Here is a 12,210-nt window from a genome sequence, read left to right as displayed (position 1 = left end):
CCAGACCTAGTTCTGCAGGCTTTGCATCCGCTTGAGATAGCGCGCCAGTACATCGATCTCGAGATTGACCATACTCCCTTCGGCGAGGGTTCCCAGCGTGGTGACCTCGGCCGTATGCGGGATGATGTTGAGTGCGAAATCGCAGGTTCCATCGGGCCGGTCGCGGACATCGTTCACAGTCAGCGAGACTCCGTCGACAGTGATCGAGCCCTTGGGGGCGATAAAGGCGGCGTATTCGGCGCGCGCGCGGATTGCCAGCCGGGTCGATCCGCCTTCGGTTCGCGCCAGCTGGACCGTGCCGCAGGTATCGACATGCCCCGTCACCAGATGGCCGCCGAGTTCGTCGCCGAGCCGCAGGGCAGGCTCCAGATTGAGCTGCCGCCCCTCCTGCCACATCCCCGGAACGGAGCGCGACACGGTTTCCCCCGAGACATCGACCGCGAACCAGGCGTCTCCCGGCGTCCCACCGCGCTCGACCACGGTCAGGCAGATACCCGAACAGGCGATCGAGGCGCCGATACCGATCGTCTCGGGATCGAAGGGGCAGCCGATCGTTACCCGTCTGTCGGCCCGATCCTCGACGCTGGAAATGGTGCCAAGGGCAGTTACGATCCCGGTGAACATGGCCGTGTCTCCTTGCGCCATCTGGCGCCTCGATAGCAGATTTGCAGTTGCTTGCCGTGGTCTGGGCAAGCCGATTTCAATCGCGTTGGTAAGCTTCGCCATCCGCGCTGCCAAGCGCAGGAGAGGATGAAGCTAACGAGTCCGCGCGAACCCTTCATAGCTGTCCTGGCCGAGATTACGGCGTTCGACCACAGTCCAGCGGCCGTGCGCCTCGGCCAGATCGGCCAGACCAAGGTCCCCGATCGCGGGCATTCCTTCGCCGATCAGGATCGGTGCGCGGTAGATGTCGATCCGGTCGACCAGATCGGCAGCCAGGAAGGATGCCGCGGTCTGCCCGCCGCCCTCGATGTAGAGATAGAGCGTGTCGGGAAGCTCCGCGATGTGCTGCGTTGTGGCGATGGTCCGAACTCCGTCGATGGCGCGCGAGGTCAACACCACCGGCTCGGGACTGCAGCCTTCGAGACCGGGCAGGCGGACATCGAGCCGCGGCTTGTCCGCGCGCCAGGTTCCGCCGCCCACGAGGATCGCATCGGCGCGTGCCCGGCGTGAATGGACATGCGCGCGCGCCGCGTCGCCGGTGATCCAGCGACTCGCCAACGAGGGCAGCGCGATCTTTCCATCGAGCGACAGCGCGAGCTTGAGCGTGACATGGGGGCGACCAAAGCGAGCCCGGGTAAGGTAGCCGGCCAAGCTTTCGCGAACGAAGGCCAGGTCGACGAGTTCGGTTGCGATACCTTCATCGCGCAGCCGGGCCAGGCCGCGGCCAGCGGTGCGCGGGTCAGGGTCTTCGCAACCCGTTACCAGCCGGGCAATGCCAGCCTGCAAGAGCAGATCGGCACAGGCAGGGCCGCGATCCGAGCGGTGGGCGCAGGGTTCGAGGGTTACGTAAGCGGTTGCGCCACGAGCAGCGGCCCCGGCCTGCGCCAGCGCTATCGCTTCGGCATGGGGCCGCCCGCCCGGCTGGGTCCAGCCGCGCCCGACGACGGCGCCATCGTTGACGATTATAGCGCCCACGGCAGGGTTGGGGCGGCTCGACGGGCGTCCGCGCAACGCCAGCCGCGCGGCGGCCATCAACCAGGGAGCGTCACTCGGTTGAAGTGTCAACCGCGCTATCCGCCTGCGTATTGGTCTGTGGGTCGGTCGGGACACCAGCCTGTTCGAGCGTGCGAAGCTGCTCGGCCTCTTCGCGTGCCCGGTCTTCGTCGATCTGGCGCTCCATCGCGTCCACGTCGATCCCGCTGGCGCGGCCCAGAGCGCGGTACATATCACGCACTTCGGCCTCACGCACGGCCAGCTCGGCCTCCCAGGCGTCCTTGAGGCGCTGGTTCTCGAGGTTGGACGCGATGATTTCGGCTTCGCTGCGGCCATCGGCAAAGGTGGAGATAAAGGACACCTGCGGCGGCGTGGGCGGGCCGATCACCTGTTCCTGGGTCACCCAGTACATCAAGGTAAAGGTGCTCAGCAACGATGCCCCCAGGATCGGCCAGCGATAGGGGTTCGGGCGTTTGAATTCGCTCCAGAAATCCTGGGCGCCGCCGACCGGATTGAGACGCGATGGAATAGGCATGGAGCGCAAGATAGGGGGTCCTGCACGAAGTTACCAGTCGGCTTTGCCCGGGCTGCTGCGCAGTCGGGGGCGGTTAGCCAAAATCGGCGTAGAGACCGCGGCCGTGCGCTCTCAGCCAGCCATCGGCCGCTTCCAGATCGTCCTCGTAGATATTTCGCAGCAGGCCGTGAAACCCCGGGCTGTGGTCGAAATGGACGAGATGCGCGGTTTCATGCGCGACCACCGAACGTCGGATCGTGTCGGGGGCCTGCACCAGCCGCCAGTTGACCCGCACCACGCCGTTGCTCGAGCAACTGCCCCAGCGCCGTTGCGCGCGGGTCAGCCGCAGATCGGGCGCTTCGAGTCCGGCACGGCCGCAGTAATCGACGAGGTCTGCGCGCATCAGTCGCACCGCCTCGGCTTCGAGCCAGCGTTGCAATCGTTGTGACTGCGTGTCGCCTGGACCGCCGAGCCGGATCGCGCGTTCTCCCAGCGCAGGCTTTCGCGGGGCATCCTCGGTCCAGCGAATTTCGATCTCGTCGCCGCGATACCGGATCGTGCCGCGCGCAATCGGGTCAGACGTTTCGGGTACCTTGGCGAGCTGCGCTTCGAGCCATTCGCGGCGGACTGCGGCAAACGCCACCGCATCGGCACTGCGACACCAGCGCGGCAGGGTGATCCGAACCGCGCTGCCATCGGGCGCAAGCCGCAGCGTCAGGCGCTTGGCGCGCGGATGGCGGTTGAGCGCGATGGGCAGAGTGCGGCCCGACAATTCGATCGTCTGCGGCGCAGCGGGTTTGGCGGGGCGATGATAGTCGTCGCGCAGCCACTCGATCATGCTTGGTCGTCCCAGCGATCCCCGGCCTCATCGTCCCATTCGACCACATGGTGTTCGAGCGGACCGGCATCGATCTCGCTGACCACGCGCCCGGCTACCGAAACGCCCGCGCGGACCACCGCCTCGCGATCGCCCGAGAGCAGGTAATGCCAGTCGGGCAGCGGTCGACCTTCGGCGCGGCGGCGATAGGCGCAGGTCGATGGCAGCCAGGGGACGTTGTCGACGATCTTGAGCGTCAGCCGCAGGCAGTCTGGTACGAAGCTTTTGCGGTTGCGATAGTCGCTGCAGGTGGCGCTGGCGCAGTCGAGCAGGCGGCAGGCGACATTGGTCTCCTCGATCCGGCCGGTGTCCTCGTCCTCCATCTTGTGCAGGCAGCAGCGGCCGCAGCCGTCGCACAGGGCCTCCCATTCCGGTCGGCTGAGTTCGGCCAGTGGGCGCTCCCAGAAACGCTCCCTCAGCGCACCCATTTGTCCAGCTCCTCGGCCACCGCCTCGGGTCCCAGATCGGTCGGCAGGATCGCCAGCGGATCGCCGGTGGGGCCGAACAGGTAGGTGTAGCCCAGATGATCCATCAGATAGCCACCGCCCGGCTGCACCTCGCCCTTGGAAAAGGTGGTCCCGAAATCGCTGGCGACCTGCTTGAGAACGTCGGTTTCGCCGGTCATGCCGATCAGCCGCGGGTGGAAGCTGTCGGTGAATTCGCGCAGCACCTCGGGCGTGTCGCGTTCGGGATCGACGCTGATGAAAAGCGGTTGCACCTGCGCGCCGCGCTCCGGGCTGTCGTCCTCGAAGCGCTTCAGCCCCGCCATCGCGCGCTGCACATCGGTGGGGCAGATGTCGGGGCAATAGGCATAACCGAAATAGAGGATCCGGTACTGGCCGTCGAAATCGCTCCAGCGGACCGTCTCGCCGGTCTCGCCGGTCAGTTCGAAGGGGGCGCCGATCGCCGCGCCCTTGAGCGGCGGTTCGCCCGGATCGACGGCCGTGCCTGCGGAATCGCAGCCGGTCAGGGCAACGAGCAGGAGCAGCGGGGCGGGGAGGGCGAACGACAACGCTTTGCGGTGGGCCATGGCGTTGCAATTCATGCTCTGCTAACGCTTCCGGCACAAGGGCTGTGCCCTGTGCAAATGCGAAAAACATGCGAGGTTGGTCAGGTGAAGCTGCGGTTCGGAACGAGATACGGATTGGCAGGGGCGCTCGCCGGGGCGCTGCTGGCGGGGCCGTTGGCGGCGCAAAACTTTTCCGAGGGGTATGAATTTCTCAAGGCGGTGCAGGACCGCGAGGGCGCGACGGTCACCGAAATGCTCAACCAGCCAGGGACGGTGATCGCCAATTCGCGCGACATCACCAGCGGGCGTACGGCCATGCACATCGTTGTCGAACGCCGCGACCTGACCTGGATCCGCTTTCTACACAGCAAGGGTACCAACCCCGACATCGCCGACAAGAAGGGGATCACCCCGTTGCTGATCGCTTCCAACCTCGGTTTTCTCGAAGGGGTCGAGGCGCTGCTCGAAGCGGGCGCGCGGGTCGACCAGAGCAACGCCGCGGGCGAGACCCCGCTGATTTCGTCGATACACCGGCGCGATGTCGGCATGGTCCGGTTGCTGCTCGACAAGGGCGCGAATCCCGACCGCAACGACAATTCCGGCCGCTCGGCGCGCGACTACGCAGCGCTGATCGTTGGTGGCACCCAGATTATGGATGCCATCGCGCAAGCCGATGCGGAACGCAGCGATGACGCGCAGGCATCCTACGGACCGAGCTTCTGATGATGGCCAGCAACGCTCCTAATCACGCGGTGGACCCCAACGAGATGACGCTCGACGAACTGCGGCTGCACCTTGCGCCGTTGCTCGCCGATGCGGCGGTGTTCGACGGCTGGAACGACACTGCGCTCGCCATGGCGGCGCGGCAGGCGGGGGCGGATGTCGATGTCGCGCGGTTGGCATATGATGGCAATGCGATGGATATGATCGCTGCGTGGATCGAAACGATCGATACGGCGATGGCCGATGCGCTGCCCCCGGCGGCGCAGGCGCAAATGAAGATCCGCGAACGCATCCGCAGCCTCGTCCAGTTCCGTCTGGATGCCGTGGCGGGGCGCGAGGAAGCGCTGCGTCGCGCGATAGCGATCATGGCCATGCCGCAAAATGTCGCCAGCGCGCTTCGCACCGGCTGGCACAGCGCCGATGTCATGTGGCGTCTCGCCGGCGACACGGCGACGGATTACAACCACTACACCAAGCGCGCCACGCTTGCCTCGATTTACGGGGCGACGCTGGCGGTGTTCCTCGACGACGAGAGCGACAACAAGGCCGAGACTCGCGCCTTCCTCGACCGCCGGATCGACGGGGTGATGCGGTTCGAGAAAACCAAGGCCAAATGGCTCCATTCCGATCGCGATCGCTTCAGCGTGACCCGATTTCTCGGCCGGTTGCGCTACCCGGCGCGTTAATCCGCTATTGATAATCGTTTGCAATCGCCACCCGTCTCTGGCAGCGCGCCGCGATGACATTGGACGGACTCGAATACGACAGGCCGGCACGGATCGTCGCGGTCGCCTGGGAGCGGCTGGCGAGCGACGAGGCCAAGCGCCTGCGCGCGCTGGGTGTGGATGAGGGCGCCGAACTGGCGGTGATCCATCGCGGGGTCTTCGGCACCCGCGATCCGCTGGCCCTGCGGCTGGGCAATATGACCATCGCACTGCGCCGCTCGCACGCCCTGGCGATAGAAGTCGAACTGCTCGACGGCGCCTCGCACGAGGCAGCAGCATGAGCCGGCATCGCACCGCCGCGCTGGTCGGCAATCCCAACTCAGGCAAGAGCGCGCTGTTCAATGCACTGACCGGCGCGCGCCAGAAGATCGCGAATTATCCCGGTGTCACGGTGGAGCGCAAGGCGGGCCGACTGACTTTGCCGAGCGGCGAATCGGTCGAACTGCTCGATCTGCCCGGCTCCTATTCGCTCGATTCGGCGAGCCCCGACGAGGAAGTGACCCGCCAGGTTGTCGAAGGCAGCTTCGAGGGTGAGAAGGTCCCCGACGTTATCGTCCTCGTGCTCGATGCCGCCAATCTCGAACAGCATCTGGTGTTCGCTCAGGAAGTGCTCGAGCTCGGTCGTCCGACGGTGGTCGCGCTCAACATGGTCGATCTTGCCGAACGCGACGGGCTGACGCTCGACCCGGCGGCGCTGTCCGCCGCGCTGGGCGTTGCGGTAATTCCCACCGTCGCGGTGCGGCGTAAGGGCATCGCCGAACTGGGCCAGGCGATTGCCGAGGCGGAACGCCACGCCGATGAAGAGCTGCAACGCCCGTGGCATCTGACGCTGCCCGAGCGGCGGCTGTCGGCCAAACACATCGCGCGCGGTGCGATCCTGTCCAAATCGACCAGCCACACCGTCGCGAATGGTGTCGACCGGGTGCTGCTCAATCCCTGGGTCGGCCCGCTGATCCTGTTCGCGCTGCTGTTCGTGGTTTTCCAGGCGGTGTTCGCCTGGGCGACACCTTTCGCCGATGCACTGGAAGGCGTGGTCGGCATCTTGAGCGGCTGGGCCGGCGCGCTCCTGCCCGAAGGCCTGGTGCGCGATTTCGTGACCGAAGGCGTGCTGGCGGGCGTGGGCTCGGTGGTCGTGTTCCTCCCCCAGATCGTGATCCTGTTCTTCTTCATCCTGTTGATGGAGGCGAGCGGCTATATGGCACGCGCGGCCTTCCTGATGGACCGGATGATGGCTGGTGTGGGTCTGTCGGGGAAGAGCTTCATCCCGCTGCTCTCCAGCTTCGCCTGCGCAATTCCCGGGATCATGGCGACGCGCTCGATTTCCGATCCCAATGATCGGCTGACCACCATCCTGATCGCGCCGCTGATGACCTGTTCGGCGCGGCTTCCGGTCTATGCGGTGATCATCGCGGCGTTCATCCCCCAGACCAGCGTCGGGCCGGGCATCGGTCTGCAGGGGCTGGTGCTGTTCGTGCTCTATCTGGCGGGCATCGTCGGTGCGATGGTGGTGGCGCTGGTGCTGCGCGGCACGGTGGCCAAGGGCACAGCGAGCGGGTTCATCATGGAAATGCCGCGCTACCAGATGCCGCGGCTGCGCGATCTTGGCATCGGCTTGTGGCAGCGCGCCTGGGTGTTCCTGCGCCGCGCCGGCACGATCATCTTCGTCGCCACGATTGCACTGTGGGTGCTGCTGAGTTTCCCCGAGGCAGAGCCGGGCGAGAGCCAGCTCGACGCCAGCATCGCGGGCACGATTGCCGATGGCCTTCACCCCATCCTGGCCCCGATCGGGTTCAATCGCGAGATCAGCCTTGCCATCATCCCGGCGATGGCGGCACGCGAAGTTGCCGTCTCGGCGCTGGCCACGACCTATGCGGTCGAGGCCGAGAACGAGGATCTGGCCGCCGAGGGTGTGACCGAGCGGATTGCCGACCTGTGGACCCTGCCCACCGCGCTGGCCTTCCTCGCCTGGTTCGTCTTCGCGCCGCAATGCCTATCCACGCTCGCGGTCGCGCGACGCGAGACCAATGGCTGGAAATGGCCGATCTTCATGGTCGTCTATCTGTTTGTGCTGGCCTATGTTTTCGCGGGGCTGACCTATTGGGGCGCGGTGGCGCTGGGCTGGTAGCGCACTCGGGTCGCTGCTTCTCGGTCGCGCTGTCTTGAGTCCCCGGATCTATCCGCATTGGTGTGCCCATCCGCACTGGCGAGCGGTGGCCGCTTTCGTTAGGCCCTGACGGGAACAGACAAAGGACGCGATTCGATGGCCGGTAGCCTCAACAAAGTCATGATCATCGGAAACCTCGGGCAGGATCCCGAGATCCGCAGCTTCCAGAACGGCGGCAAGGTCGCGAACCTGCGCATCGCGACCAGCGAGCAGTGGAAGGACAAGAACACCGGCGAGCGCCAGGAGCGGACCGAGTGGCACACGGTGGCGATCTTCTCCGAAGGGCTGGTCAATGTAGTCGAGAGATTCCTCAAGAAGGGCAGCAAGGTCTTCGTCGAAGGCAAGCTGCAGACGCGCAAATGGCAGGACCAGAACGGTCAGGATCGCTATTCGACCGAGATCGTGCTGCGCGGTTTCGACGGTACGCTGACCATGCTCGATGGCCCCGGTGGCGCTGGTAGCGGTGGCGGTTCTGGCGGCGGCGGCGGACAGCGCTCGGGCGGCTATGGCCAGGGCGGCGGCCAAAGCGGCGGCCAGTCCTCGGGCGGCGGCGACAATTGGGGCAGCGGCTCGGGCGGCGGGTCCGACGGAAGCTCTGGTGGTGGAAGCTCGGGCAGCTCGGGCGGCGGCTCGAACTACGACGATCTCGACGACGACATTCCCTTTTGATTCACCTCACCTGGGATTCACTCCGCGCTGGCCGCGCTCAGTCCTGCTTGAGCGCAGCCAGCGCGGCAAAGGGCCCGCTCGGCGCCGCGTCCAGCAATCCCGCCTTCTCGCGCGTGGCCCCCGCAGCGGGACCCTCGGCATAGGGGTCGATGGCAAGGCCGAAGCTCTGTGCGATCGCCTCGCCCAGATCGAAGGACTGGCCTTCGTAATAGATGTCATCGGGTTCCGCGGCGTCGAGTTCGATCTCCTCCTCGGGATCGAATTCGGGCTGCTCGCTGGCGGGGACGAAGCGCATCGCAAGCGGTTCCTCGACCCGGTTGCGAAAAGGTTCGCCCGAGATCGCACAAAGCTGCTCGATCGCCGCAGTCAGCCGCCCCTTCGCGACCACGATCCTGCCCTCCGGCGCAAAACGCATTTCCGCCTCGATCGAGTGCACCGCCTCAATTCCGAAACGGCGCGCCAGCGCGGCGCGTTCGGTCTCGTCGGCGGTGACCTTCAGCGGCTCGCGCGGCAGGCGATCGAGCTTGACGATCCGTTCGAACTCGCCGGCGATGCTCATGGCATGGTGCCTTCGAGCAGGCGATCGGCATCGGTGGCGGCCAGCCTGGACTGCAGCGCCAGCAGGCGATCCGCGAGGAGTCCCGCCAGAGCGTCGTCCTGCAGTGTGACATTGCGCCGTGCCGCCGAGGCGAGCGCATCGGTCCGCGCACCGGGCTCCAGGCCCAGCGCGGCGCGATAGGCGCCGATCCGGCCCCCCAGCGTTTCCATCAGTCTGCCGATTTTCTTGCCGACCATCAGATCGCCCACGCCGGACTGGCGCAATTGTCCATCCATATCCTCGACGAAGAGTTCGGTAAGCAGCCCGGTCTGGGCCGCCAGCATGCGATCGTTCTCCATCCGCAGCAGCACCAGAGCGAGCGCTGCGGTGATCATGTCGAAGCGCCCTTCCAGCGTGTCGTCCACGCCGCATTGGGCATACCATTCGGGTTCGCGCGCGATTTCGACGGTGCGATGCCACAGCGGGCGCAGGGCTTCGCGCGGATCGGGACGGGTGCGGAAGAGGCGGGAAAGAAAGGTCATTGGGCTCCGGATCGGCAGAGGTTTCGTCACCGCCATGTTCAGCGGCCATGTTCAGCCGCCATGTTCAGCGGCAATTCAAGCCGCGACTCTCAATCGCGGCCCTGTAAGCCCTTCGCCTCCCATCCGAGGCTCGCGCATTGCAAGCGGGCGGATGGCGGCTTAAGGCGTGCGCACGATATATAGGAAGCGCGGCGGCTCCGGCCAAGCCACGCTACGGCAATTGGAGTTCGAGTGAGTCTCATGCGCGCAAACGGTCGCCTCGCCTGCAAGGCATTTCTGGTCGCGGGCACGGTGTTCGCCCTTTCGGCCTGCACCTCGATTCGCGAACCGCGCGGTTATATCGTCGACGGCTCGCTGCTGGAGGTGATCCAGCCCGGCATCGACAATCAGCGTTCGGTCGAGCAGACGCTCGGTCGTCCGACCTTCACCAGCCAGTATGGCGAGCCGACCTGGTATTATGTTTCCAGCACCACCGGACGCCGTCCTTTCGTGCGCCCGACGATCCAGCAGCACTCGGTGCTGGCGGTGAAATTCGACACGGCGGGCAATGTCGTCGCCTCGGATCGCAGCGGGATCGAGCAGGTCGTCTATCTTTCGCCCGAAAGCGATCAGACCCCGACACTGGGCCGCGAGCGCAGCTTCCTCGAAGATCTGTTCGGCAATATCGGCACGGTCGGTGCGCCGGGTGCCGGTGGCGGCGCCGGGCCGGGCGGCTGACGCCCTGACCTTCGGTATCGCGCTTGACCGCGCTGGCGCGCTCCCCATATCGACCGCATGGCTGACACAGATTCTCGTCACGGGCTGACCCCGTGGCATTCCACCACCATCATCGGCGTTAAGCGCGGCGGTATCACGGTCATCGCCGGGGACGGACAGGTCTCGATGGGCAACACCGTGATGAAGCCCAATGCCAAGAAGGTCCGCCGCATCGGCGCCAAGGACGATGCCGGGATCGAGACCGTGGTCGCTGGGTTCGCCGGGGCGACCGCCGATGCCTTCACGCTGTTCGAGCGGCTCGAGAAGAAGCTCGATAAGTACAACGGCCAATTGCTCCGTGCCGCGGTCGAGATGACCAAGGACTGGCGGATGGACAAATACCTTCGCAATCTCGAAGCGCTGATGATCGTGGCGGACAAGGACAACCTCCTGGTCCTGACCGGCAATGGCGATGTGCTCGAACCCGAAGGCGGGATCGCGGCGATCGGCTCGGGGGGCAATTTCGCGCTCGCTGCCGCCAAGGCGCTGTCCGATTACGAGGACGATCCCGAAAAGATCGCGCGCAAGGCGATGGCGGTGGCCGCGGATGTCTGTGTCTTCACCAACGGCAACGTGACGCTCGAGACCGTCTGAGCACTCGTCCTATTCCGCGCCTTCCCCATGGCGCGAATCCAAACGGAAAACTGTCGAATCTATGATCCAGGCTCTTACCCCCAAGGCGATCGTCGCCGCGCTCGACGAGCACATCATCGGCCAGAAGGAAGCCAAGCGCGCGGTCGCCGTCGCGCTGCGCAACCGCTGGCGCCGCCAGCAGCTCGGCCCCGAATTGCGCGACGAGGTGACGCCCAAGAACATCCTGATGATCGGCCCCACAGGCTGCGGCAAGACCGAGATCAGCCGCCGGCTGGCCAAGCTGGCGGAGGCGCCCTTCGTCAAGGTCGAGGCGACCAAGTTCACCGAGGTCGGCTATGTCGGCCGCGATGTCGAACAGATCGCCCGCGACCTGGTCGAGGAAGCGATCCGGCTCGAGAAGGAGCGCCGCCGCGAGGCAGTGCGCGAAGCCGCCAGCGAGGCGGCGATGGACCGGCTGCTCGTCGCGCTGGTTGGCGACAATGCTTCCGAAGCGACCCGCGAGGCGTTCCGCGAGCGGATCGTCCAGAACGCGATGAACGACACCGAGGTCGAGATCGAGGTGCGCGATGCACCCAGCAAGTCGATGGACATCCCCGGCATGCCGGGCGGCGTCGGGATGATCGACCTGTCCGACATGCTCGGCAAGGCGATGGGCAAATCCGCCGCCAAGCGGCGCAAGCTCAAGGTCCCCGACGCCTGGGACAAGCTGGTCGAGGAAGAGGCCGAGAAGCGCATGGACCAGGACGATGTCGCCCGCGTCGCGCTGGAAAATGCCGAGACCAACGGGATCGTTTTCCTCGACGAGATCGACAAGATCGCGGTTTCGGACGTCCGCGGCGGTTCGGTCAGCCGCGAGGGCGTCCAGCGCGATCTGCTGCCGCTGATCGAGGGCACCACTGTCGCGACCAAATACGGGCCGATGAAGACCGACCACGTGCTGTTCATTGCCTCGGGCGCCTTCCACGTCGCCAAACCGTCGGACATGCTCCCCGAACTCCAGGGTCGCCTGCCGATCCGGGTCGAGCTGCGCGCGCTGACCGAGGCCGACTTTGTTCGTATCCTGTCGGAAACCCGCGCCAATCTGGTCGAACAGTACAAGGCATTGATCGGAACCGAGGGTGTGGTCCTCGACATTCACGACGAGGCGGTGGCCGAAGTCGCCAAGATCGCCGCGCAGGTCAACGAGAGCATCGAGAACATCGGCGCACGGCGACTGCAGACGGTGATGGAGCGGCTGCTCGAGGATATCAGCTTCGAGGCCGAGGAGCACGAGGGTGAGACGATCACGGTGGACGCCGCCTATGTCCGCGAACGTCTCGACGAACTCGCGGGCGACAAGGATCTGAGCAAGTATATCCTGTAGATTGGCGCCGTGCCGCCGTTCGCCGAGCGGTTATTGCGTTTGGCAGAACGGCCGTCCACGACCATTGCGCTCGGGCCGGG

Annotated in this window: 16 protein-coding genes; 8 read left to right on the top strand and 8 right to left on the bottom strand. The window is 65.7% G+C overall.

Annotated features, from left to right (window positions below):
- Positions 1–6 precede the first annotated feature (6 nt).
- From A9995_RS14790 to A9995_RS14765, 6 genes are all read right to left on the bottom strand, one after another.
- Positions 7–624 carry a riboflavin synthase gene (locus A9995_RS14790; RefSeq protein ID WP_067614397.1) on the bottom strand — a complete coding sequence of 206 codons (618 nt, stop codon included), beginning with the start codon at positions 622–624 and terminating at the stop codon, positions 7–9.
- A gap of 132 nt (positions 625–756) precedes the next feature.
- On the bottom strand, positions 757–1,695 hold the full coding sequence (gene ribD, locus A9995_RS14785) for a bifunctional diaminohydroxyphosphoribosylaminopyrimidine deaminase/5-amino-6-(5-phosphoribosylamino)uracil reductase RibD (protein WP_067614395.1): 939 nt from the start codon (positions 1,693–1,695) through the stop codon (positions 757–759).
- Between the two features lie 13 nt (positions 1,696–1,708).
- Positions 1,709–2,191, bottom strand: coding sequence for a hypothetical protein (locus A9995_RS14780; protein ID WP_067614393.1), 483 nt, complete (start codon positions 2,189–2,191; stop codon positions 1,709–1,711).
- Between the two features lie 73 nt (positions 2,192–2,264).
- On the bottom strand, positions 2,265–3,008 hold the full coding sequence (locus A9995_RS14775; RefSeq protein ID WP_067614391.1) for a M48 family metallopeptidase: 744 nt from the start codon (positions 3,006–3,008) through the stop codon (positions 2,265–2,267).
- Complete coding sequence (locus A9995_RS14770; protein ID WP_067614389.1) at positions 3,005–3,475, bottom strand: YcgN family cysteine cluster protein; 471 nt, start codon at positions 3,473–3,475, stop codon at positions 3,005–3,007. The genes A9995_RS14775 and A9995_RS14770 overlap by 4 nt, the downstream gene beginning before the upstream one ends.
- Positions 3,463–4,077 carry an SCO family protein gene (locus tag A9995_RS14765; RefSeq protein ID WP_233998247.1) on the bottom strand — a complete coding sequence of 205 codons (615 nt, stop codon included), beginning with the start codon at positions 4,075–4,077 and terminating at the stop codon, positions 3,463–3,465. The genes A9995_RS14770 and A9995_RS14765 overlap by 13 nt, the downstream gene beginning before the upstream one ends.
- Positions 4,078–4,161: 84 nt before the next feature.
- Between A9995_RS14765 and A9995_RS14760 the strand changes: the two genes are divergently transcribed.
- The 5 genes from A9995_RS14760 (at position 4,162) to ssb (ending at position 8,337) form a co-directional block, all read left to right on the top strand.
- On the top strand, positions 4,162–4,779 hold the full coding sequence (locus A9995_RS14760; RefSeq protein ID WP_233998246.1) for an ankyrin repeat domain-containing protein: 618 nt from the start codon (positions 4,162–4,164) through the stop codon (positions 4,777–4,779).
- Positions 4,780–4,781: 2 nt separating this feature from the next.
- Complete coding sequence (locus A9995_RS14755; protein ID WP_067614449.1) at positions 4,782–5,465, top strand: COQ9 family protein; 684 nt, start codon at positions 4,782–4,784, stop codon at positions 5,463–5,465.
- 53 nt (positions 5,466–5,518) lie between these two features.
- Positions 5,519–5,785 carry a FeoA family protein gene (locus A9995_RS14750; RefSeq protein ID WP_067614383.1) on the top strand — a complete coding sequence of 89 codons (267 nt, stop codon included), beginning with the start codon at positions 5,519–5,521 and terminating at the stop codon, positions 5,783–5,785.
- Positions 5,782–7,629 carry a ferrous iron transporter B gene (locus tag A9995_RS14745; RefSeq protein WP_067614381.1) on the top strand — a complete coding sequence of 616 codons (1,848 nt, stop codon included), beginning with the start codon at positions 5,782–5,784 and terminating at the stop codon, positions 7,627–7,629. The genes A9995_RS14750 and A9995_RS14745 overlap by 4 nt, the downstream gene beginning before the upstream one ends.
- A gap of 135 nt (positions 7,630–7,764) precedes the next feature.
- On the top strand, positions 7,765–8,337 hold the full coding sequence (ssb, locus tag A9995_RS14740) for a single-stranded DNA-binding protein (protein ID WP_067614379.1): 573 nt from the start codon (positions 7,765–7,767) through the stop codon (positions 8,335–8,337).
- 37 nt (positions 8,338–8,374) lie between these two features.
- On the opposite strand, the gene A9995_RS14735 is transcribed toward ssb, so the two are convergent.
- Both A9995_RS14735 and A9995_RS14730 read right to left on the bottom strand, forming a co-directional pair.
- Positions 8,375–8,896, bottom strand: coding sequence for a DUF177 domain-containing protein (locus A9995_RS14735; protein WP_067614377.1), 522 nt, complete (start codon positions 8,894–8,896; stop codon positions 8,375–8,377).
- A complete protein-coding gene (locus A9995_RS14730) occupies positions 8,893–9,417 on the bottom strand; it encodes a ubiquinol-cytochrome C chaperone family protein (RefSeq protein ID WP_067614447.1) in 525 nt (174 codons plus the stop codon). Before A9995_RS14730 ends, A9995_RS14735 begins: the two co-directional genes overlap by 4 nt.
- A 240-nt stretch (positions 9,418–9,657) precedes the next feature.
- On the opposite strand from A9995_RS14730, the gene A9995_RS14725 reads away from it, so the two are divergent.
- From A9995_RS14725 to hslU, 3 genes are all read left to right on the top strand, one after another.
- On the top strand, positions 9,658–10,134 hold the full coding sequence (locus tag A9995_RS14725) for an outer membrane protein assembly factor BamE (RefSeq protein ID WP_067614375.1): 477 nt from the start codon (positions 9,658–9,660) through the stop codon (positions 10,132–10,134).
- 57 nt (positions 10,135–10,191) lie between these two features.
- Positions 10,192–10,767, top strand: coding sequence for an ATP-dependent protease subunit HslV (hslV, locus tag A9995_RS14720; protein ID WP_067614373.1), 576 nt, complete (start codon positions 10,192–10,194; stop codon positions 10,765–10,767).
- Positions 10,768–10,828: 61 nt separating this feature from the next.
- Complete coding sequence (gene hslU / locus A9995_RS14715) at positions 10,829–12,130, top strand: ATP-dependent protease ATPase subunit HslU (protein ID WP_067614371.1); 1,302 nt, start codon at positions 10,829–10,831, stop codon at positions 12,128–12,130.
- Positions 12,131–12,210: the final 80 nt, after the last annotated feature.

Source organism: Erythrobacter sp. QSSC1-22B (assembly GCF_001678665.1).
Taxonomy (GTDB): domain Bacteria; phylum Pseudomonadota; class Alphaproteobacteria; order Sphingomonadales; family Sphingomonadaceae; genus Qipengyuania.
The sequence above is the reverse complement of the archived record's forward strand: the minus strand, read 5'-3'. Positions and strand labels throughout refer to the sequence as shown.

Coding starts and splice junctions, on each gene's coding strand:
- hslV (WP_067614373.1), top strand. CDS start 10,192: ATGGCTGACACAGATTCTCGTCACGGGCTGACCCCGTGGCATTCCACC.
- A9995_RS14780 (WP_067614393.1), bottom strand. CDS start 2,191: ATGCCTATTCCATCGCGTCTCAATCCGGTCGGCGGCGCCCAGGATTTC.
- A9995_RS14750 (WP_067614383.1), top strand. CDS start 5,519: ATGACATTGGACGGACTCGAATACGACAGGCCGGCACGGATCGTCGCG.
- A9995_RS14745 (WP_067614381.1), top strand. CDS start 5,782: ATGAGCCGGCATCGCACCGCCGCGCTGGTCGGCAATCCCAACTCAGGC.
- A9995_RS14735 (WP_067614377.1), bottom strand. CDS start 8,896: ATGAGCATCGCCGGCGAGTTCGAACGGATCGTCAAGCTCGATCGCCTG.
- A9995_RS14725 (WP_067614375.1), top strand. CDS start 9,658: ATGCGCGCAAACGGTCGCCTCGCCTGCAAGGCATTTCTGGTCGCGGGC.
- A9995_RS14790 (WP_067614397.1), bottom strand. CDS start 624: ATGTTCACCGGGATCGTAACTGCCCTTGGCACCATTTCCAGCGTCGAG.
- hslU (WP_067614371.1), top strand. CDS start 10,829: ATGATCCAGGCTCTTACCCCCAAGGCGATCGTCGCCGCGCTCGACGAG.
- A9995_RS14770 (WP_067614389.1), bottom strand. CDS start 3,475: ATGGGTGCGCTGAGGGAGCGTTTCTGGGAGCGCCCACTGGCCGAACTC.
- A9995_RS14775 (WP_067614391.1), bottom strand. CDS start 3,008: ATGATCGAGTGGCTGCGCGACGACTATCATCGCCCCGCCAAACCCGCT.
- A9995_RS14765 (WP_233998247.1), bottom strand. CDS start 4,077: ATGGCCCACCGCAAAGCGTTGTCGTTCGCCCTCCCCGCCCCGCTGCTC.
- ssb (WP_067614379.1), top strand. CDS start 7,765: ATGGCCGGTAGCCTCAACAAAGTCATGATCATCGGAAACCTCGGGCAG.
- ribD (WP_067614395.1), bottom strand. CDS start 1,695: ATGGCCGCCGCGCGGCTGGCGTTGCGCGGACGCCCGTCGAGCCGCCCC.
- A9995_RS14730 (WP_067614447.1), bottom strand. CDS start 9,417: ATGACCTTTCTTTCCCGCCTCTTCCGCACCCGTCCCGATCCGCGCGAA.
- A9995_RS14755 (WP_067614449.1), top strand. CDS start 4,782: ATGGCCAGCAACGCTCCTAATCACGCGGTGGACCCCAACGAGATGACG.